This is a genomic window from Stenotrophomonas sp. STEN030 (assembly GCF_056759995.1).
Genome location: NZ_JBRREB010000010.1, coordinates 1 through 19,986 on the forward strand (window position 1 = coordinate 1; position 19,986 = coordinate 19,986).

Here is a 19,986-nt window from a genome sequence, read left to right on the forward strand (position 1 = left end):
GCCATGCTCGGCATGAGGCTTTACCGGGAACGCCCCATGCCGAGCATGGCTCGGCACTACATCTGCTCAGAACTCAAGCACCTCACCATCAGCGGGAACCCGCAGGCGATCCGCCAGCCCTGCTTCCCGCGAAGCCAGCGCCAACGCCCGCCGACTCACCGGACAATGGCTCAACGCCTCAAGATGGTTGGCAACAACAACGCCTTCTGCAAGGCGCGCAAACGCCAGCGCCTCATCCAGGCCCATGATGATCTCTCCACCGAGATCAAACCGCGCGCCGCCGGCTGGAATGACACAGACATCCGGCTGATGCCTGCGCACAAAGTCTTCGACGGCGGGCGTAAGCACGGTATCACCAGACAGATACAGACTAGGCTCGCCGGGGATCTCAATCAGATAGCCCACGCCGTGCTCCATGAAGCGCCCGATCACACCGCGGCCATGGGTGCAGCGCACGGTACGAATGCTCCCGCCCAGAAAAGGACTGCCGAGTTCATGCGTCTCAGGCAATGGCTGCACGTTCAAGCCGCGCGTCGCCAGATGCCCAGCATCATGCGGCGTGCAGATCACCGGAATGCGGCGCTCACGCAACCAGCGTTTGCCCGCACGGTCTAGATGATCGAAGTGGCCCTTCTGACAGTGGGTGATCAGGCAATGGGTAACCGACTGCAGCGACGGCTCGGCTTCCGCTGGCAGATCCACCAGCGGGTTGCGCTGCAGACCGGCAAACAGGCGCAGCGGCGGCAACGTCGCCCTGCCTGCCAGCATCGGATCGACCAGGATCCGATGAGGACCGATTTCGACAATGATCGTGGCATTGCGGAGCTGCTGGATTTTCATGGTTTGGCCGTCGGAAAGAGGTCCCCATGGTGAGCCGGTGCGGCCTGTCTGATAATGGCAAGAAATGCCATATTCCATTCAATAACGGCCATGCCAAAAACCTGCCAGATCGGCCTCCTGCTCTATCCCGGCTGCATGCCCGCAGGCCTGCTTGGCTTTGCCGACCTGCTGCATGCAGCCAATCGTCGTACCGGCAAGCCGCTGTTCCAAACCAGCTTCGTCGGCTTGAAAGCCGGGCCGGTAAGCTGCAGCCAAGGTCTGGAAATGCATGCCCATTACAGCATCGACGGCCAGTCTTTCGATGCCTTGCTCGTACCCGGGTTCTGGGCCGAATCCGCAGCCGAGGTGGAAGCCACGCTGCGGAACAACGCTGCACTCATACGGGCGCTGTCGCAGCTTCCAAAACGCTCCCGACTATGGAGCTACTGCGTAGGCGTCAGCCTCGCTGCAGCCAGTGGGCGCTTGGACGGGCAAGCAGCCACCGCGACCTGGTGGCTGCTCGACAACCTGCGCAAATGCCATCCGAAGATACGCTGGCAGGCAGAGAACACCTGCATCTATGCGGCACGACATGCCACCGCAAGCGGCGTCAGCGGCTACCTGCCGATTGCCCAGAATCTGATCGAACAGACAGTCAGCCCAGCCATCCTGCAGGATCTGGTCAAGCTGATGGTGCTACCAAGGCCGGCGCAAACACACGATGCCTTCCAGGCGCTGAGCCTCATCCAACAACCCAGCGGCTTGCTGCGCAAGCTACACAAATCGGTTGAAGCATTGCCCGCGGATCAATTGACCGTGGACAAGCTCGCGGAACTGCTGGGCATGTCCGGCCGCACGCTTGCGCGCAAGGTGAAGTATGAAACTGGTTACGCCGCCGCAACGTACTCGCGCCGCATCAAACTGGCGCAGGTAGCCGAGCGCCTGACGCTGACCTCGGCGCCGCTTTCAACAATCAGCAACGAACTTGGTTTCAGCAGCGACTCGAACCTGCAGCGCATGTTCAAGGAGCTGACCCGGCTCACGCCCATGCAGTATCGACAACGATTTTCGCGCGAATGATGTCACCGAGCCGAGCATGGCTCGGCACTACATCGCATCACGCACGACTGGGCTTCGCTCATCCTGTTCGTCGTTTAAACACGATACGCACGGACGTTGGCGGCCATCCAAGCCAGACAGCCAGCACCCTTATTTGGTGCCAGCTGCGTTATCGCGCCGGAACAGCTCCCATTCTTCGATCTGGGTGCCATCGGCAAGGTGGCAGATGCCGTACTCGCCGCCTTCACTGTTCTTCTTGATCTCGACCTTGCCGCCCTTCTTCACGCAATACTCGGATGCGGGATTGGCCATGCCTACGCGCCGCTGGCCGGGATCGGTCTTTGCGTCATTTTTCGGCGCGCAGGCCGCAACCAAGCCAATCAACGACAAAGCAGCCATACAAAGTACTAGGGATTTCATTGGTGCTCTCCGAAGCCATTGCCCTATTTTCAGCCACAGACCAGCAAAAGATTGTGATGACCTTGCGGCCTACCAGCCAACGCATCGGACCGCCGCATTCAAAGCATCGCGCGCGCATTGCACGCACCCTCAACGACTTTAGCGAGGCTGCCAGAAACCCAGGTTGCCGAGCGACCCTGCACGCCAACAGCCCATGCCCACAACAGCGTTAACGGAAGCATTGCGCCACACCGGCAGGTTTGAATGCCCATCCGACAGCCAGTAAAATCCTCCCTTTGTAGAAGGAGAGGAACGTGGCCAAAGACGAGCTGCTTCACGACATGTTGAACACCTTGGACAGGCTTATCACCGTCTTCTCTTCAGCCACCCCGGATGAAAAAGCCTGGCGCGAGGCGATCATCGAGATGCGTCAGATCCGCGCCTCATTGCCTGCATCTCCAATATTGGAGAGATTCGTGGGCAAGCGCATCAGGCAGTCTCTCGATATTCGCGGCTTGAGCCTCACCAATGGCCCAGCCACACGAGCTCTTCTCGGCCCCAGCATCGTGGCCAACCTGACGCTGGCCAGGCAAGTCCTGGAAGGCTACCTGGGCAAGCCCTGAGGATAGAAACCAGTTACCTGTCACTCTTGGCGGCGCCTGCCCTGAACAGAAATCAGCGACAGGTTTACGTCAATGCGTTGAGGCGACGCTTCCACTGTTCTTCGGGATTTGACCGGCACAAGCATGCTTGTGCCAATGTGCGCCTCTCGCCACGGATCGGCATCGGCCTCAATTTCAGTGCGCAGGCCGCCCTTTCTTCCGGCTGCTACGATCCGCCGCCCTACCCGACAGAGAAATCTTCAATGTCCGACCTTCCGCCTCTTCCCAGTCTCGCGCTTGGACGCTATCGCCACTTCAAAGGCGGCGAATACGAAGTCATCGGCCTCGCCCGGAGCAGCGAAACATTGGAAGCGCTGGTGCTCTACAAGCCCTTGTATGGCGACCTGGGCGTGTGGGCCCGACCCTATGCGATGTTCGTGGAGCAAGTGACTGTCGAAGGCGTGTCTCAGCCGAGGTTTGCCTACCAGGGCTGATACCCGCGTAGTAGCAACTAGCAGCACCCTCGCCGCCGCGGCCGGCTGATGGCGTTACCGGCAGGACAACCAGCTCAGAAGACCGACCATCGCCAAAACCCAGAGCGCTGTCTTCACCGTTCCTTCGATCATGTTGCCGCCGAAGAGAAATTCCAGAACGCGCCACAGGGCGGATGGCTTACCGGGATAATTCATTTGCAGCCTCATTACGTCAGACGTCGGGCGATCAAGCACGGCCGCCCTTTGGGGCTGTGATCCTAAACCCCACTGAGCAGCATTGCACCGTCTTGACGTACCCCACCAGGGTCTGAGCAAAGTGAGGTGCTGCAAGAACAAACAAGCAACGTAGTCCCAAGTCCGAAGACAGCCGACGCTACCGATGTCCCCACTTCTTGAACGCAATCTCTGCCGTCTCAGCTCGTAATCTGCGCTCATTCCGTCGCGCCCATTCCTCGCATCCCGCCTTGCCCGTCTCGTAGCTCCGGCAGCTGCGCGGCGGATGCAGCACCGCTCCGCCAGGTGGGGGCAGGTGGTAAGCGAGATTCACGAACCACGATCCGTCCAGCCGCTCGACCAATCGGGATACGGCAATCTCGTTGACGTAAATCGCCGTCAGCCGGCTCTCGAAGTCTGCGACCTTCGCCCATTTGAAGTTGTCTGGAAGCATGGCCCAGCATGGCGTCTCATAGGCTGGGATCTGAGACAGCAACGCCCTCAACCAAGTGATGCCGGCTTGAATGACTAATCAGCCCTGGACTCATCCGGCCAGAGTGGCTCTCGCTCGATCGGGCGGCTGATCTGGATGCGGGGTGCCTCGATTCTCGAACCCTGCCCAACAGGGACTGGAGTTGGGACTGATCTCTCAGTAAGTGTGTACGCCGAAAGAGAGAACTGGCGAAGGACTCCTTTGCACTTGTCGCCCCACAACGAGTAGCCCGAACCAGTGTCGAACCTGATGGGTAGCGAGTACAGGCCATTCTGATCAGTGAGTGTCAGAGCTGGTCCGTAAGCTTGCGAATTCTGCAGCCAAGAGGCGCCCACAATGGCTCCAGCTAATGGCGCACCACTCGCATCGACGACGGAGCCAGAAATGACATAGAAGCGAGACTCGCATTTCGCCAGCCCCTCTGGAACAGCGACTACGAATAGAAGGAGTATCAGAAGTACTCGCATAGGACTAAACACCCAATAGCAGGATTCCTATATCGGTTATACCGGCCTTACCGATTATCCGCGCCGCGTCGTATCGTCCCTCGCCCCGCTTGAGACGGCCCGACCTCCGGGTTGCAGGGTCGAGCTACGAGGTGACGGATCACCACTGGATGCACGTCGCACCCAAATCCAGACATGCCCCAGCCTATCGGGCCCCCTTGCTCATCCCGTAGCCACCTCGGCCGGCTCCTTCGCCTTGGTCGGATAGGTAAGCAGATAGAGCAGCACCAGGATGCCACCTACCGGCGCCAAACTGATCAGCTGCCACCACGGGTTCAAACCAGCGTCACGCAGGCGCCGGGTGCAGGCCGCAATCCAGGGTAGCAACACCAGCAGGGAGGTAATTTCCAGCGCCCATTGGCCAATGGCCTCGGCGAAAAGCTGGGCGAAGGCAAGCACCATCGCAACAGCCAGGGCAAACCACCAGAAATCCGCCCGCGGGGTCGTGCCGGTGAACTCCAGACCGCGCAGCACGCCGTCGCGCATTGCCTCCAGCGCTGGCTGACTGGGGGACGGATTGCCGGTCAGCAGGCTTTCGGCAGGCACCTCGAAGACCGCAGCCAATGCCCGCAAGGATTCGGTCGAGATCTTCGCGCCTGATTCCAGCCGCTGGATGGTCCTCAGGTTCAAACCGCTCAGATTGGCCAACTGCTCCTGCGACCATTGCCGGCCAGTGCGGAGCTCGCGAAGTCGGGCGCTGTTGATGTGCATGAAAGATTCCTTGAATCAGTTGTTTGGCTCACCAACATCATCCCGACGCTCCCGGTCGCGGGTAACGACATCAGCCCGACACGGGCAGGACACGAACCCGGCCCGACACTGGCGGCCCCATATCTGGCCTGAGCATAGCGCCCTGCGCACCCAGGATTCATGCATTGGGGGAGTCATCCTGAGGACAGCCTGCAGGGGATACCCCGAGAACTGGTCGCGGCCAATCACTGTTCCAATGCATCCAGCCAGTGCCTCGTGCCTCATCACGAAGTAGCGGACACCTGGCAACCACCACGAAAAAGGGCCTGCGCAATGAAGCGCAAGCCCTTGTACGTGTTGTAGTAGTGGTCGGGACCGCCGGATTTGAACCCGCGACCCTTTTCTGCCCCCAAGCATCTGCACTGACCCCAAGAAACAGTAGCTCCCTGTTGAATGGCGCGGCGCAGGAAGTCCCGCGGATGCTAAAACGCTATGCATCGAGATTGTGTTCGTAGAAAAAGTGTTAATTACTTACCTAGAATTGCTTTCCTTGATCACTTCAAGATAGTCTGAGCTCGCTCCAGTTGCGAATCAGGGATAACTGATATCTAGTCTGGCGGCGACGTGAAGTCCGACTTCAATCACAAAAGGAAATTTGATGATGAAGAAGAAATTTGCATTTATTTTAGTTTCTACAATAGCTCTCGGGGCGTTTTCCGGCACTGCGTTATCTTCCGACGACTACACTTGGACAGAATTTAGAAAAGTGAGCGGATCGGCTGCAAGCCCTTACCATGTGTATGCAAAGTATAATTGCAGAAATACTATTGGCGGAGGGACTAACTGCCAATTTGCGGGCTTCATAACCAAAATAAACGAAGCCTTGTAATCAAAAAGCCCGGATTAATATTCCGGGCTTTTCTATTCCAATGCTCGCGGAAAGCCCGTGACTCAAGAAACATTGTCGACCCCCCCGTATTTCAATGCCAGGCTAAATTAGAGGTTTTCGTTTCTTGATACTGGCGAAATCCGGCAGGCGTCAGTCCGCCGAGGCTGTCGTGAGGTATCTCGGTGTTGTAATCGGCCAACCACTGCTCTGGCTGTTCGGGTACTTCCCCGACATTGCGAAAGACGTGCATATCCAGCACGCCACGCCGGAAGCTACCATTGAAGCGTTCGATGTAACCGTTCTGCATCGGCTATCCTGGCTCGATGAGATCCAGCGCGGTGTTCTTGCGCTTGGCCCATTCCGCCAACGTCAAGGCGATGAATTCAGGGCCATTGCCCAGGCGGAGCTTTGCGGGATAGCCGCGCCACGCCGCAATTCGTTTCAAAGTGCGGATGACCGAAGTAGCCGGTAAATTCAGATCAACTTCGATGGCCAAAGCCTCGCGGCTGAAATCGTCAATTAGTTTGAATGTACGGAACCGTCGCCGATCCCAAAGCGCTTCGGACATGAAGTCGATCGACCAGCTGCCGTTGATCTGCTTACCGGCCACCAACGGCATCGGGTGTCGGTTTGGAAGACGCCTCTTCCCTCGCCGACGCTGATTGAGCTTCATCAGACAGTACATACGTCAGGCACGCTTGTGATTCAAGACCAAACCGCGGCGACGAACAAATTGTTACAGCTTGCCGAAGCCACGTTCCAGAAACCGCTCAGAGAGCTCGGCCAATAACGCGATCATCTCTTCGTCCCGATCCGGTCGATGGCGGTAACGTGCCGTCGATTGTGGCATCCCTATCCCGCACAGGCCCTGCGTTCGCTCCAGACGTGGCGGTCCTGCCGCCAGGCCAAGAGCGAGAGCTTATGCGCCGGGCCTAAAGTGATTTTGCAATCAGATCCTTCAGCGCATGATTCTCCATCGCCGGTTCGGCGTACATCGGCTTGAGCTTTGCGTACTTGGCTTCAATGTCGCGCAACCGCTGCACGCCCGAAGTTTCCATGCCGCTTTACTTGGATCTCCAGACGTAGGAAGTCGCATCGGAAATGCCAAGCTCGCGGCAGACATCCTTGACCTGCCTTCCAGCCTCAACCTGCTTCAACATCGTAACGATCTGACTCTCGGTGAATTTACTCTTGCGCATCAGTGGTCTCCTTGGGGCTGGTTGCCTTGAGACCTCCAAGAATGCCTGGATCAAGTTTTCGGGCAGGCGACATTTCCATTGGGGCACAACTGCCCCCCCCAAAAAAAAAAGCTCGTCCTCGCGTTAAGTTACACCTCGATAGAGCAATGCCACCGAACACCTAAGGGTGAGAATAGGGTGCACAACGAAAAAGGGCTCACGACGAATGCCGTAAGCCCTTGTTCTTAAATCAGTAATTGGTCGGGACGGCCGGATTTGAACCGACGACCCTCTGCCCCCCAGGCATCGGCGATGTTCCACCTAAGCCATTGGAATTGCGGGGAAATGATGGGGTGCGCACTCGGACAATATTGGCCCCGCAGGGCCCATGCATATCAAAGACTTACGCTGCGGTAGGGTGCACTCGCGCTACTACAGCGCTTAGCTCAACATCCTCGCCTCGCTTGCCGCCCGAGTGCCGCAAATTGCCACTTCTAAGCCAGCTAGGCAGCGTCAACCCCCGAATGTCGATTCGACATATCCCCGATCGAACACCCAGACACGACTTGGGGGCGGTTTTCCGCCCCCTTCCCCAGTTCCTAACTACTCAATTCCTCAACAGCGGACCAAGAAGCGCCAAGCTTCATGACCGTAGTCGTGGGCGTCCAACACTCGCGTCGAATTACGCACTCGGCGATAGCGGCAGTACACCCAACGGAACCCCTTTGGGGCCGGATGACTTTGCATCTGGCATAACACCTCCTTTTGGAGCCAGATTTTGTTCTTGCCAGACAGTCCGGATGTAGTTAGAATCCCCGGTTAGCTGAGTCAAGCAAGAAATTGGTGAGGGCTCCACTCCCACCGAATACACACGCGAACCATCCTTTGGTTCGCGTTTTTTTTAGCGGATTTGCCCCCTACGGCGCAATCCAGCAAGGCGAACACGAGCTGCATCAAAGCTCACCCCGCAAGCGTCTGCCAATTCAAACTCTGATCGAAGCCGTTGCGCGACCGCGACCGGTATCAACAACGCGCCCGCGAACGTGTTCGCCTGCCACTCAGAATTCTCATAAGGCTTGAGTTCACTTGGCATCTTCATGCTGCGCGCCATCCCAATTCCGTTATGCAGCAACAAGTGCCCCAATTCGTGAGCTAGCGTAAACCGGTCTCGCCCCTGCTCCTCCAGGACACCCTGATACACGTCAGCTCGCAACCAGATCTCCGCGCTCTCTGGAAAGGTGAGCCCATGCGCACTGCCCATCTCCGCTTCTTCTCGGACCTCTAGGGTGAAATCATCCCAAAGGGCAGGAATCGCATGCTCAACCACTTCCACCAAGGGAAAGCGATCCGTGGTCACCCCCAGTGAGCGGCGGAAAAGATCAGCTGACGCGGTGATCTTGTCGATGCTCAAGGGTGGGACTTGGAAGCAATAACCACTCATAAGCCTTGTTCCTTATCATTTAAGTCGATCTAGTTGTGCCAACATTTTCTCCACCTCCTCAGCATTCATGGTCTCGAATCTCCGTGCGAAAGCGACAGCCAATTCCTTTGCCCGATCAGTCCTATGGTTGCCTAGCCCCACAACCACTTCATTCATTTGCTTTGCGGCCGCGACTTCCAAGCCCTTAACGTCCGCCTCCCCCAATTGCAGATGACTCTGCAATTTCGGCAGAAGTGTTGACGGAACGGGCTTGCGGCCAGTCTCAACTGCAGACAGGTACGCAGCACTCACCCCGAGCAGCTCCCCGAGCCCACCAAGCGTGAGGCTGTAATCTATCCGCAGCTTGCGAAGCGCCTTGCCAAACTCAGTCAACATGGCCGTCTCCTCCCTGCGAACCGATACGTGCCTCGAACATGTACATGGGAACCCTTCTAACTTCGCTGGACAATCCAGCGAAAGTATTACACCACAACCAGAATCCAAATTCAACCATCAGGTTGAATTGTTTGGCAAAAAAATTGCCAGGGACCCATCCGGACTAGTCCGCTAGCGGGACACAACATATACCTCCCTGTATCAACGTCAACACAAGATATGGTGAGGGGCCAAAAAGCAGGAGGAGCACCCGTTGGCAGGGCCACTCGTTGCCGTTCGCCGCTATCCGCCGTTCCACCCACATCTTGCGCTGGAGGTAGGAACCGGCCGTGAGCCAGAAGGACCGGCCTTGCCAGTGGACGCGACCGGCCACCTTCCCCTCCTTCAGTTCCAAGACCGCCACGGTCCCGTAGTTGAAGCAGAGGAAGCACGTATCAGGGTTGTCGAGCCAGCGATAGGGGGTTGGGAGCATGGCCCAGCATGGGGCCGGGCCGTCTCACGGGCTGGGATAGGTAATCAGCTGCCCGCACGCCAACGCTTGACGAAGCCAGTTCGGCTTGAATGAACTGTTAGGCCGCAGCCCGATGTGTGAGAAGCCAGCCTAAGGCGGAGCTAGCAAGCCCTCCCCAAAGCACTCCGACCGAGAAGCTCGTTCCGCTTAGGTATGCCACTGCAGCACCAACGGCCGAGCCAATGAGAGCAAACCAAGCAACCTTGCGCTTGCGCGAAAGGTACGCTGCCTCAATTGCTCGCTTCTGCCGAGTATCTTCTTGACGGTCTAGATCCGGTGCCAGAATGGCTTGTGCGATTGCGTCTGCCTGCGTCCTTTCCATCTTGCGAGAACTCCTGATAGCGGCCTAACTACCTAATAGACGGACCCTTGGGTCCGGTTATACGACTTACACACAAAGGAGCGCATGGTGGGCAGCCCCTTTGGCACAGCTTGATCTTAGGGCGGCTGGGTCCAGCTAACAAGCCGAAGCATAGCCGGACTGAGCAAGCCGCCATTTACGCCGCAATCTTGTGCTCGTAGAACGGATGCCGCTTGTCGTCGAAGATCGCGTACAGCGCCTGCAGTTCTGCCGGGTCCGGGTTGAGCCAGGCCTCGATGTGCTCGGGCTTGATGTTGATGATGGTCCGATCATGGCCGGCGGCTGCCACCTCGGGCTCCGGGTCATCGGTCACCGCGGCAAAGCAGAGCATGTCCGGCTCGACGCCATCAGGGTCAACCCAGTTGGCCCACAAGCACGCCACGAACATGGGCTCTCCGGTTCTCGGCGTAAACCGAAGCCGGTGGTTTACCCCCTGCTCGTCCTGCACGTGCTCCATGAACGTGTGCACGACCATCAGCCCATGCGTGTAGCCGAACTGCTTGCGCCAGTACCGCTCCAGGTTGTCCCGGCGGGCGTTGTACGTCCCCGATAGCCTGCGCGTCTTGCCCTCGCCCACAAAGTCGGAAGATGCCGGCAGACCCGGCTTCCGCAGCTGGTAGCGCATCGGTTTGATCGCATAGCCGTCGCCTTCTCGGACCATGACTGGCGCGTACCACTGTGGAAAGAAGTCCCAATCGCGCGGTCCGAGTCGCTTCCGGTGCAGGTCATCCAGCCAGCCCTTCAACTGCTCGATCTTTCTTCCGGCTATGCCGACCTCTTTCTCTGCCGTCTTCGTGAACTTGGCCGTTAGCTTTCGCTCGTTGTCGGCCAGCCGCTTCTTCTGCTTGAACAGCTCGGCCTGCCATTCCAGCTCGTCCGACGCAAAACCCTCGGCAAAAGCTCGCTGTGCATCTTCTGGAAGGAGGGGCCCAACTGTCTCGACGATGCCCCTGGGCACCTTGTGCCGCTCGCTGCCATTGTTCTTCAGCCAGAGCTTGGTGAAATCCGCCAGCGACATCACCGGCCCTAAGTGGAGCAGGAGCTTCTTGTAGTCGGCCTCGATTTGAGCTGAATAGCACACGCATCACCTCCGGTTGACCCGAGCATAACGCCCCCGAGGCATAGGATTCGTGCATGGACAAGATGACCCGCGAAGAGCTGGACCATTGGATTCAGGACATGGCCACCCGCCTCAAGCCCGAGGCTGAAACCGCCCATGCCGGCGACCTGGCCGAGATCGTCGCTGGCGAAGTTGAGGTAATCGAAGCGCGTGTGGCGGTCGAGGACCTGGACCATTTCCACGACCAAGTCCGTAACGTAATCGAGGCTATGGCCTGCATCCGAGCGACCAACCCTGATGAACCAGCAGAACGCTGATTACAAGCTGGCCTTCAACGAGATCAGCCACGCCCTGCTCCACCACGGCGAGTCGCAGACCTTCTGGGGGATTTGCGATGAAGTCGAAGAGCGCCTGATCGACCATTACCCAGAAGACGAGACTGCGATCATTGAGCTCGTCGCCACCTGGCTAGTGAAACTAGGCGTGCACCCCGAGGGCACCTTGCAAGGGATGGCTAAATCATCCCTGAAATGCGGGCCCTATTTGCACTCATCCATGATGGCGGCAAACTTTTTGGCGGGCCCACGCTGGCCAGAACTACGCAACTCTGCCTTGACCCCGCCTGCGTCAGGCTTGAGCGTAACGGTGGACAAGATGTAGCGAACGTTCTGAATTGGGAACGTTATAACGACAGAGCTCCCATCCGGGGCAGTTGTGAGACTCGAGTCAACATCGCGCATCAGCGGCGAAATGCAAGACTCATAGTCCTTAAGCGACTTATCGCTAGCAACCACGTGCCATGGGGCAGTCTGCTGACGCTCGCTGTACGTGGTGCACCCCGACAGTGATACCGCCACCAGACCAAAGAAGACGCTCCTTATCGAAATTGCCATAGCTCACTCCCCCTTAAAGCCCTGCTTGGATGTTACAGCAGGCGTTGACACAAGTCCGCAGATGCTGACTTAGCCCAAACTAGTTTCCCGGGTTGATCCCAAAGTGCGCCGCGGCCCGATAGGAGTATGCGGCCTTGATACCAGCAACGATCACCAATGCGGGCAAGGGCTCGGCCGCACCAACCTCGTAGCTATCCCCCAATACCTGCTCGATGCTGTTCTCAATGACCGGCCCCAGGCTCTCTGCGCGCTTCACGTTTCCAATGTAGTGCCACCACTGGGTATGCCATAGCACCTTCCCATCAGTGCTCGGCGTGCCGTCCTCATTGGGTGTGAAGAAGATTTCGGCACGCCTGCAGAACAGGACATCGCGGTTGCTCTCATCGTAGACGCGCGTAACGTCTCCAAATTCATTGAGTTCCATTTCGGACTGCATTTCTTATCCCTCATTGTTCTGTTGCGATGATCGCCAGGTTCTGACTGGTAGTGATCGAGTTGATCGTTCCGGGGTGGGTTACAGCCTGCGACGTGTACCCAGTGATCACTGCCCTGTATGTCACCTGCTGCCCAGCCGGGGATGTGTCGTTCACCGTCAATGCTCCGCCCCATCGTGAGTTGGCACGATCTGGACCATCAAATTCGTTCAGTATGTCGATTGACCCTGAAACGTTCAGCGTCTGCCACAACGCTTCCGCCGCCGTGCCGATCTTTCGATACAACTGAATCGTGGCGGTGTTCGCGCCAGCGCCGGCAGTGAAACCGGACGATCCGAAAGCATTGCTGACATACGCCATGGTCCGCGTGAAGCTCAGAACAACACTTCGAGTGTTTCCGTTCGTGTCGAACGGGCCATTGATCAACTCAGTGCCAGTTGTCACCGTCGTCGTGGTCTGCACCGCGTTCTTCAATGTGCCTGCGGATAGCGACCCGCCGAAGTACCCGCCACCTGTTGTGTCAAGGTGAAACAGGCCATTGGCTTTAGTGCAGTTCGCTGCGCCCACGTTGGGCCCATACCACATGACCAGGTCACCGGAGCCGAACGAATGGCCCAGCACCAACTGCGCGGAGCCCTTCCAGATGCGCAGGTATCCGTCCAGCCATTCCATGCCCATGCCGGTAAGGCTGGAGATGACTCGGAACGCGCTTGCAAGGATGCTGAAGCTGCTGCGCGTGCCGTCGTTCTCGCTGACTGTGCCACTGATGTTCCCGTTCACATCAAGGACGTTAGTGACCTTGGCCCTTGCGATCTCACCCTCTTCGCCGATCAGTTCAACAGAGACATCGTCAACAAGCACTGCCGTGTTGGAGTTGTCGTTGAGGCACTGCAGTGCAAACTGCGTGATAAAAACACCGTCCGGAACGGTGTAGACATCGGTTACTTTCCGCCAACTGGCAGTCAAGGAGGTCACCGGCAACGATGCCCCCGCAAAAGCATATGGGTTAGTCCCATCGTTTCTGTAGAGGCGCACGCTCACACGAATGTAGCCGGTATTGGTGGGGGCAGATCCGGTAGTCCTTGCCCAATATGTAAGGCGGATTTTCTGCCCGGCCTTAACCCGCAGCCACGAGTTGTTGAAGACACTCGCCGCCGCCGCGATGCCCGGATTGAATCGAAGGCAGCGAGTGCCGCTGCGGTACACGTCATTTCTATACTGCGCGCTCGAAGGCAGGGCATATGCCGGCTTGTCTACGGTGCTTGATTGCCCCCACCCCTTATCAGTTTCGAATCCGCCATCAACCAGGCCGATAGAATTACTGACAACACTTACTTCCGAGAGGTTTGTGATAGAAGCTGCAGCGTCGTCAGCAGTTACCTTCACTTGAGAAAGCTGTGTTGCTACTGCCCCAGTCGCGGAAGATGCGGCTGACTCCGCAGCCACCACCCGCGCCTCGTTTGCCAGCTTGTCGGTACCGTCTGGCATTCGGGTTTCGATCGTACTCGTCCTGCTACCGAGCGCCAGGTCGCGCTCGACCGATGCCTGTTCTACCGTGGTAACGCGAGCATTTACCGTCACAGCGGCAGACGAGGCCGCTGCGGCGGCAGCCGCTGCATCCGTCGCTACCTTGTCGGTCACTGCAACCCAAGCAGATCCGTTCCAGCGCTTCGGGGTATTGGCACCGCTAGTGGTATCTATCCAGAGATTCTGCGAGAGCCGGTCCGCAACTGCTGGGGCCGAAGAACCATAGACCACCTTTCCCTTCTCTCCGGCTGCAGAAAGTGCATTGGCAGCCGCTGTCTGCGCCGCTGCTGTCGCCTCGGCAGTGGAGAGCGCCCCTGCACCAGCGGGCATACGTGCCTCGACAGTTCCAACGCGCGTTGAAACTGCGGAGATATCCTGCCCGTTCTGGGTCACTGTATTGGTCAGTACAACGAGACCTTGGGCAGTAGCAGCTGGCGTAGCGCCCACCCGGCTAACCTGCACATCATCGACAGCCCACACGCCAACCGTGTGACTGGTTTGCACGTACAGAATCCCGTAAGCAGCACCAGCCGGTGGTTGCGGCATCTTTCCGACCACTTTGGCCCATCGGCCCACCGGGGTGTTCTGGGCCGCACTCGTAGCGAAGGCTCCTAGACTACCGCCAGACGCATCTCTCCAGGAGACCGACAAACGAATGTAGCCGTCAGGGTTGGGAGCCCCCATCGATCCACACCAGAAGGAAACATCTATATCGTCGCCGGAGGCGACGTACAGTTTTGACCTGTTGTAAACGGTACCCTGTCCACCGCCATTGATACGCAAATGGCGAACACCTGAATGTGGGTCCGTTGTAACGTAGGTGATTCCTGTTGGAAGCGTGTCTTCATTTGAAGAAGGCGAGCCGTTCCACCCGGTCTCCAGCTCGAACGATGGATTGAGCAATGTGAGGGTGGAGCCGATAGCAGCCGTGTTCTGCGAGATCTGTTGGCCCTGGGCAACAACAGTCCCGTTCAGAATGCCAACATTGTTGTTGGTAGATTCCACCGAGGCCGCTGTGGCCAATCCACCATTGCCCACCGGCATACGGGCTTCTACCGCCCCGAGCCTCGATGACACCGCTCCAGTCGCAGATGCAGCTGCTGATTCTGCGGCCACCACCCTTGCTTCATTGGCCAGCTTGTCCGAGCCTGTCGGGAGCCGACCTTCGATCACGCTGGTTCGACCGCCCAGGGCATTGTCACGGGTGACAGATGCTGTTTCGGCAGTTACCACCCTCGCTTCATTCGCCAGCTTGTCTGAGCCTGTCGGGAGCCTGGCTTCGATCACGCTGGTTCGACCGCCCAGGGCGCTATCACCAGACGCACGCGCCGATGCCTCATCGCTGACGCTCGCAGCGGTTGCAATCGCGCCAGTACCAGCCGGCATGCGCACCGTCACCGCATTGAGCTGTGTTGCTTGCGCTGCGATATCGCTGGTGTTCTGCGTGCCCATGCTCACTGACGCAGCTACAGCTTCGCCCAATGAGGTGTAGTTGCCGACCAGCTGCCAAGTGGCCGTATTGCTCTCAGGGGCTTTGTTCGTGTTCGCGCTGAGGGCTCTGTAGAGCTTCCCGCTGCGCTTTACCAGATCACCCTTCGGGTAGGTTTTCGTCGTCACCCACTCATCGGCATCCAGAATGTCTGCCACCTGTGCCCCGATGGCGTCTGCATGAGCGATAGCAGTGTCGCGGGCGGCATTGGCCTTTGTGGTCGCATCAAGCGCAGCGGCGGCAGAAGCCGCCGCGATAGCCGTCCCACGAGCAGCGGCCTCATTCACAACCGCCTGAGCGTTCTGCAGATCTCCCTGAAGCCGATCGGCCACTTCCTGATCGAAGGCGGATTGGCGCGCGACAAGCTCCGGCGTGCCAACGACAACGTCACCCAGTCCAGGCTTGCCCCGGACACTGGGGGTGATCCTGAAGAACCATGTCTGGCCGCTGCCATCGCTGTAGAAATACCGCGTCTCGGTCGTGCGGGCGATCTCCTCCCACGGGCCGGCCGCAGTGGGGCCGCGCTCAATGATGTAGGTCACAAGCGCCCCACCAGACTCGACGGCAGGCCATTCAAGCAAAACACCGTCTGCTACCGGCGTAACTTCCGCGTCCGTCACCGGAGGAACAACTGCTGCCTGGTACACGACCGGAAACCAGGCTGCCTGACGGACAGGGGCAGGCGTCTGGGCGGGGATCGGGCCCGCGCCCAGGTCAACAAGGGTTACGTTGCGCATGTCTTACCTTTGGTTGAGCGCTTTCATCTGTTCGCGCTGAGCGGTGCTTGCTGCTGACTGGGTGGCCTGCACGATCTGCTGCAGATACTGGTTCTGCTGCAGGAGCAGGTTGTTCTGCTCCTGCAGGACGGCGTTGGTTTGCGCCTGCTCTTTGCTCAGGCCTGCAGCCGCATCAAAAATGTCGCGACTTAAGCTATCCGGGAGGGCCTCGATTGCATCGGCCAGCTCGCCCATGGACGTACCGTCTTCAAGATCAAGATCGCCGAGCTTCATGCCACCGATCATCCCTGTGACCTGTGCGTACAGGCCGCTATAGTCCTTGCCGCTCGCGTACAGGTCTTTGCCAAAGCCAAGAGCAGCCTGCGCCGCCGCCTGCGCTGCCGAGGTGTTGCCGCCCGCCACGGCGTCGGCCAGCTGCTTCATCGACTCATCAAGCTTCTGCTGGTCAGTCAGGGGCGACAGATCTGAAATCGCTAGCTGCCCAAGGAGGTTCTTCTTGTCGGCCTCGATCTGGGCCTGCAGCTTGCCCATGTTCGTTGCACGCAACGCCTCGATCTTCGCCAGGTCTTCAGCGCGCGCACCGGACAGCCCTAGTGCCCTTGCGTAGTCGTTGGCGGCCTTCACCTGCTGCCGATAGGTACGTTCGATGGTCAGCGCTTGGGACTGATACGCAGACAGATCCCCTGTCATCAGCTGCGTGGACACATCCGCCATCAGCGACGAATAGTCGGTCAGTAGCCCGGTCACCTTGCTGATCTGCGTAGCAAGGTCTGTCCCTGCAACGTCGGCCAGCTCCTGAAAGTAATCAACGGCCTCGTTGACCCGCTGGATCTCCAGCGTGTTCAACGCCCGACCCAAGTCCGCCGCATTCCCTGCAGCGAGCTCGATCGACGTGCTCAACGCGCCGAAGACGTCAACCGCCTCGAAGTACCCATCCAACTGACCGCCAAAGCCAGCCGCCTTTACCGCCTCGGTCCACAGCGTGTCTTGCATCTGCGCCAGATAGGCCTCCAGCTGGCGCTGCGCTTCCTCGCTGTCGGCAGACAGCTGGATCTTGCCCAAACTGACCTTCACGCCGGCAAGCTTCTGGCTCAGGTCTACACCCAGCTTGTCAGCAAGCCCGGTAGTTGCCCGTTTGATCTGATTTGCAGCCTGATCGAATGTGCGGTCTACGGTCGAATCGATCGCGCCGTACTGCGTCCATTTCTTGTCAGAACGGAACCAGCCGCCCTTCTGCTTAACGTCCGCATAGCTCTGACCATCGAGACCCCCAAACCCGTAGGTGCCAGTAATGCCCTGCCCGGTGATCTTCGGAGCACTGCGCCCGAAGGCCTTGCCGAGCAATGAGCTGCCGGAAATCACCGCGGCTGTCTTCCCGCTGATGCCCAGCGCGCGCAGCGTGTAGTCCGTGAGCATCGAGTCCAGCATCATCGGCGTAGCCAGGCCGCCAGATGCGAGGTTCGCGCGGACGAGCATGTCCCCCTTGTTCTGGTGCTCAAGCCCGAACCCTGACTTGTATGCACTGTCGGCCATCTGCATACCAGCCATGATCAGGGCCGCGTATGGCGCGAATGCAGCCACGCCGGCCATTACTCCCCCCATCGCACCTGTGATCCCACCAGCAGCCGAAGTGGCGCCAGCCGTTGCAGTGGTGCCGCCCGTAAATGCACCGAAGTTGTTGCCGAACGACAACAGGCCATTCACGGAGCCGGTGGTGCTATTGGCCCCCGCCGTTCCAGTGAACATGCTGCCGAACGCACCAAAGTTGGAACCCGACGCGGCAAACCCCTGCCCCGACAGGATCTGCTCCATCTGCTTCTGCAGCGGATCAAGCCACTTTTGCTGAATCGCAGTTCGGGCGATATCGGCCAAACCGCGCTTGAACACATCCTTCAGAGAATCGAAGAAGTCCTCCGAGTCGCGGATTGAGTCATCGAAAAGCCCAGAGAAGGTATCAGCCACACCACCAGCAGCGCTCATCGCCACACGCTGCCAGTCCTCAGCGGCGCGCTGCGCTTCCTCCATGCTGATGCTTAGCCCAGCGTAGGCCCGCGCCTGCTCATGCAGTGCGTCGATCTCGGCCTGGGTGAAAGTGACACCTGCCTCCTGGGCGCGGGCGATCACATCGCGCATGTCGGCCTCGGCCTGCATCTGCCGCCTGTACAGCTCCCGTGCCTGCCCGGACATCCCAAGAAGTTGGACCTCTTGCTCCATGCTCTTCAGAAGCTCTTTCGGCCCTTGCGCGGCCCGCTCCGCCTCAGCAGCAACCTTGGCGTAACCCAAGGCGCTTTCTGCCATCAGGACCCCGGCATCGGCTTGCAGGAGATTACCTTCGTCCACTGCCGTGTTCAGTTCATCCATTCGCTGCAGGTGCTTGGCCATTGCCTCGGCCACCGGTCCATCCATCGCTGCTGCAGCGCGCTGGGCCTCCAGGCGGTAGCGCTCCATGCTGTCGGCGGCGTTGGATTCCTTTCCGCTTCTGGTGCCTTTGCCCTTTCCTGAAGCATCAAAACCATTAGGGGCGGGCTTTGGCTTGAGGAAAGAATCCGGCATCGCGTCCGTGTCAGACATGTAGACACGCATTTGCGCGGGGTCACCGAAAATGTTCTCGTTGAACTCGATCTGCTCGCGAAGCTTCGCAGCCCTGCGCCGGAGCTCTGAATCCGTGCTACCTGCAATCCCCTGGCCGCCAAAAATTCGGGCCGGCGCGGTTGCAGCGCGCGCCACCATTGAGCCGGCGACACCGGAGGCCGATTGCCGGCTGGCCAGCTCCTCACTGACGGCAGCAAGTTCTCGCCGCTGGGCAGCGATATTCTCCCCACCCATAGCGTTGCCATAGCCGCCCACCTGGAGTGTCATCAGCTCTTGAAGCTTCTGATAGGCGTTGCCGGCAGCCGAAGCTAAGCCAAGAATCCCTGTCGTGGCGCCAATGACACCTTCCGTGATCGAGGTGAGCCCGCTCCTGAAAGCTGGGTCTGCGACCAGGTTGGCAAAGTCCTGCATTGCAGGCAGCGCCCCTTCCGCAACTTGGACTTTGATGCCCTTGAACGCTAGATCCGCTTCAACGGTCACGTCCCTTAGACGAGCCATTGCCTTGCTGGTCTTGGCATCGATGATGGCACCGGCAGCCTGGGCGGCGTCCCCCCAGCGCTTGAATCCTTCGCCGCCGTTGCGCAGCAGTGGAATCAAAGCGGTGGCGTCTGAAGCCATCGACTCCAAGTAGAAGCTCATCTGCTCCTGACTGAGACCCGCTTTCTCGAGACTGTTGTAGTACAGCTGGAGCCCCTGCGGCCCGGAAAGGCCTTTGAACGCATCCTTGGTCACCCCGATCCTTGGGGCAATGTTGTCGAAAAAGTCCTTCATGCCGCCACCGCCGGTATCGCGGAACTCGCCCACCTTCTCGTTGAAATCCTTGAGCTGGTCGGCGAGCTTCTCGGCACTTATCCCGGCAGTGTTGGCGCCAACCGCCATCCGCTGAAAATCCGCCGACGACGACTTGGACAGGGCGGCGAAGTTGTCCATTTCGCGACTTGCAACGGCAACTTCCCGTGACCAAGAGAACACGGCTACCGAGGCCGCGGTTACCCCTGCGGCTATTGCTGTGCCAACCACAACACCAGTCCGCTTTGCCGCGTCTTGCATCTGCTTCATGTCACGGCCAAACAAGCGAGCGGCTTTGCCACTGTCGCGCTCGAAGGCGCCAACCTTCATCAGAAGGTCCACGGTCAGGGTGTAGAGGCTCACGGCTTCTCCAAAAGAAAAGCCCCGCACTTGGCGGGGCTGTGATTGCTGAATCTAGTTTTTTCCGCAGCTACA

16 protein-coding genes and 1 pseudogene are annotated in these 19,986 nt (G+C 58.8%); 6 read left to right on the forward strand and 11 right to left on the reverse strand.

Annotated features, from left to right (window positions below; genetic code table 11):
- Positions 1-66: 66 nt before the first annotated feature.
- Positions 67-918 carry an MBL fold metallo-hydrolase gene (locus tag ACVOLR_RS05020; RefSeq protein WP_481535463.1) on the reverse strand — a complete coding sequence of 284 codons (852 nt, stop codon included), beginning with the start codon at positions 916-918 and terminating at the stop codon, positions 67-69.
- A 12-nt stretch (positions 919-930) separates the two neighbouring features.
- On the opposite strand from ACVOLR_RS05020, the gene ACVOLR_RS05025 reads away from it, so the two are divergent.
- Positions 931-1,899, forward strand: a complete 969-nt coding sequence (locus ACVOLR_RS05025; protein ID WP_481535464.1) for a GlxA family transcriptional regulator — start codon at positions 931-933, stop codon at positions 1,897-1,899.
- 129 nt (positions 1,900-2,028) lie between these two features.
- Here the strand turns inward: ACVOLR_RS05025 and ACVOLR_RS05030 are convergent, their stop codons facing one another.
- The gene (locus ACVOLR_RS05030) at positions 2,029-2,298 is read right to left on the reverse strand and encodes a putative hemolysin (RefSeq protein ID WP_481535465.1); all 270 of its coding nucleotides are present in this window, start codon (positions 2,296-2,298) and stop codon (positions 2,029-2,031) included.
- 293 nt (positions 2,299-2,591) lie between these two features.
- Here ACVOLR_RS05030 and ACVOLR_RS05035 point away from each other — a divergent pair, with 293 nt between their 5' ends.
- Positions 2,592-2,900, forward strand: a complete 309-nt coding sequence (locus tag ACVOLR_RS05035) for a hypothetical protein (RefSeq protein ID WP_481535466.1) — start codon at positions 2,592-2,594, stop codon at positions 2,898-2,900.
- A 242-nt stretch (positions 2,901-3,142) separates the two neighbouring features.
- Complete coding sequence (locus tag ACVOLR_RS05040) at positions 3,143-3,373, forward strand: DUF1653 domain-containing protein (protein ID WP_481535555.1); 231 nt, start codon at positions 3,143-3,145, stop codon at positions 3,371-3,373.
- A gap of 54 nt (positions 3,374-3,427) precedes the next feature.
- Here ACVOLR_RS05040 and ACVOLR_RS05045 read toward each other — a convergent pair whose 3' ends face one another.
- Positions 3,428-3,568 (reverse strand): hypothetical protein, encoded by a 141-nt coding sequence (locus ACVOLR_RS05045; protein WP_481533313.1) that lies wholly within the window; start codon positions 3,566-3,568, stop codon positions 3,428-3,430.
- Between the two features lie 1,179 nt (positions 3,569-4,747).
- Entirely contained in the window at positions 4,748-5,296 is a 549-nt protein-coding gene (locus ACVOLR_RS05050; RefSeq protein WP_481535467.1) for a DUF805 domain-containing protein, read from the reverse strand.
- 640 nt (positions 5,297-5,936) lie between these two features.
- Here ACVOLR_RS05050 and ACVOLR_RS05055 point away from each other — a divergent pair.
- Positions 5,937-6,164: a hypothetical protein gene (locus ACVOLR_RS05055; RefSeq protein ID WP_481535468.1), complete on the forward strand. Its 228-nt coding sequence runs from the start codon at positions 5,937-5,939 to the stop codon at positions 6,162-6,164.
- Positions 6,165-6,255: 91 nt separating this feature from the next.
- Here the strand turns inward: ACVOLR_RS05055 and ACVOLR_RS05060 are convergent.
- From ACVOLR_RS05060 to ACVOLR_RS05075, 4 genes and pseudogenes are all read right to left on the reverse strand, one after another.
- A pseudogene (locus ACVOLR_RS05060) lies at positions 6,256-7,363 on the reverse strand (IS3 family transposase).
- Positions 7,364-8,243: 880 nt separating this feature from the next.
- Positions 8,244-8,753 carry an ImmA/IrrE family metallo-endopeptidase gene (locus tag ACVOLR_RS05065; RefSeq protein ID WP_481535469.1) on the reverse strand — a complete coding sequence of 170 codons (510 nt, stop codon included), beginning with the start codon at positions 8,751-8,753 and terminating at the stop codon, positions 8,244-8,246.
- Between the two features lie 45 nt (positions 8,754-8,798).
- Complete coding sequence (locus tag ACVOLR_RS05070; RefSeq protein WP_481535470.1) at positions 8,799-9,158, reverse strand: helix-turn-helix domain-containing protein; 360 nt, start codon at positions 9,156-9,158, stop codon at positions 8,799-8,801.
- Between the two features lie 1,008 nt (positions 9,159-10,166).
- Complete coding sequence (locus ACVOLR_RS05075) at positions 10,167-11,111, reverse strand: SOS response-associated peptidase family protein (protein WP_481535471.1); 945 nt, start codon at positions 11,109-11,111, stop codon at positions 10,167-10,169.
- A 53-nt stretch (positions 11,112-11,164) separates the two neighbouring features.
- Between ACVOLR_RS05075 and ACVOLR_RS05080 the strand changes: the two genes are divergently transcribed.
- Together ACVOLR_RS05080 and ACVOLR_RS05085 are read left to right on the forward strand one after the other, a co-directional pair.
- Positions 11,165-11,407, forward strand: a complete 243-nt coding sequence (locus ACVOLR_RS05080) for a hypothetical protein (RefSeq protein ID WP_481535472.1) — start codon at positions 11,165-11,167, stop codon at positions 11,405-11,407.
- Positions 11,388-11,750 (forward strand): hypothetical protein, encoded by a 363-nt coding sequence (locus ACVOLR_RS05085; RefSeq protein ID WP_481535473.1) that lies wholly within the window; start codon positions 11,388-11,390, stop codon positions 11,748-11,750. The genes ACVOLR_RS05080 and ACVOLR_RS05085 overlap by 20 nt, the downstream gene beginning before the upstream one ends.
- Positions 11,751-12,062: 312 nt before the next feature.
- On the opposite strand, the gene ACVOLR_RS05090 is transcribed toward ACVOLR_RS05085, so the two are convergent.
- Genes ACVOLR_RS05090 through ACVOLR_RS05100 form a run of 3 tightly spaced genes read right to left on the reverse strand, consistent with a single transcriptional unit; the run spans position 12,063 to position 19,914 of the window.
- The gene (locus ACVOLR_RS05090) at positions 12,063-12,419 is read right to left on the reverse strand and encodes a hypothetical protein (protein WP_481535474.1); all 357 of its coding nucleotides are present in this window, start codon (positions 12,417-12,419) and stop codon (positions 12,063-12,065) included.
- Positions 12,420-12,429: 10 nt separating this feature from the next.
- Positions 12,430-16,170 (reverse strand): hypothetical protein, encoded by a 3,741-nt coding sequence (locus tag ACVOLR_RS05095; RefSeq protein ID WP_481535475.1) that lies wholly within the window; start codon positions 16,168-16,170, stop codon positions 12,430-12,432.
- 3 nt (positions 16,171-16,173) lie between these two features.
- Positions 16,174-19,914 carry a phage tail protein gene (locus tag ACVOLR_RS05100; RefSeq protein ID WP_481535476.1) on the reverse strand — a complete coding sequence of 1,247 codons (3,741 nt, stop codon included), beginning with the start codon at positions 19,912-19,914 and terminating at the stop codon, positions 16,174-16,176.
- Positions 19,915-19,986 lie beyond the last annotated feature (72 nt).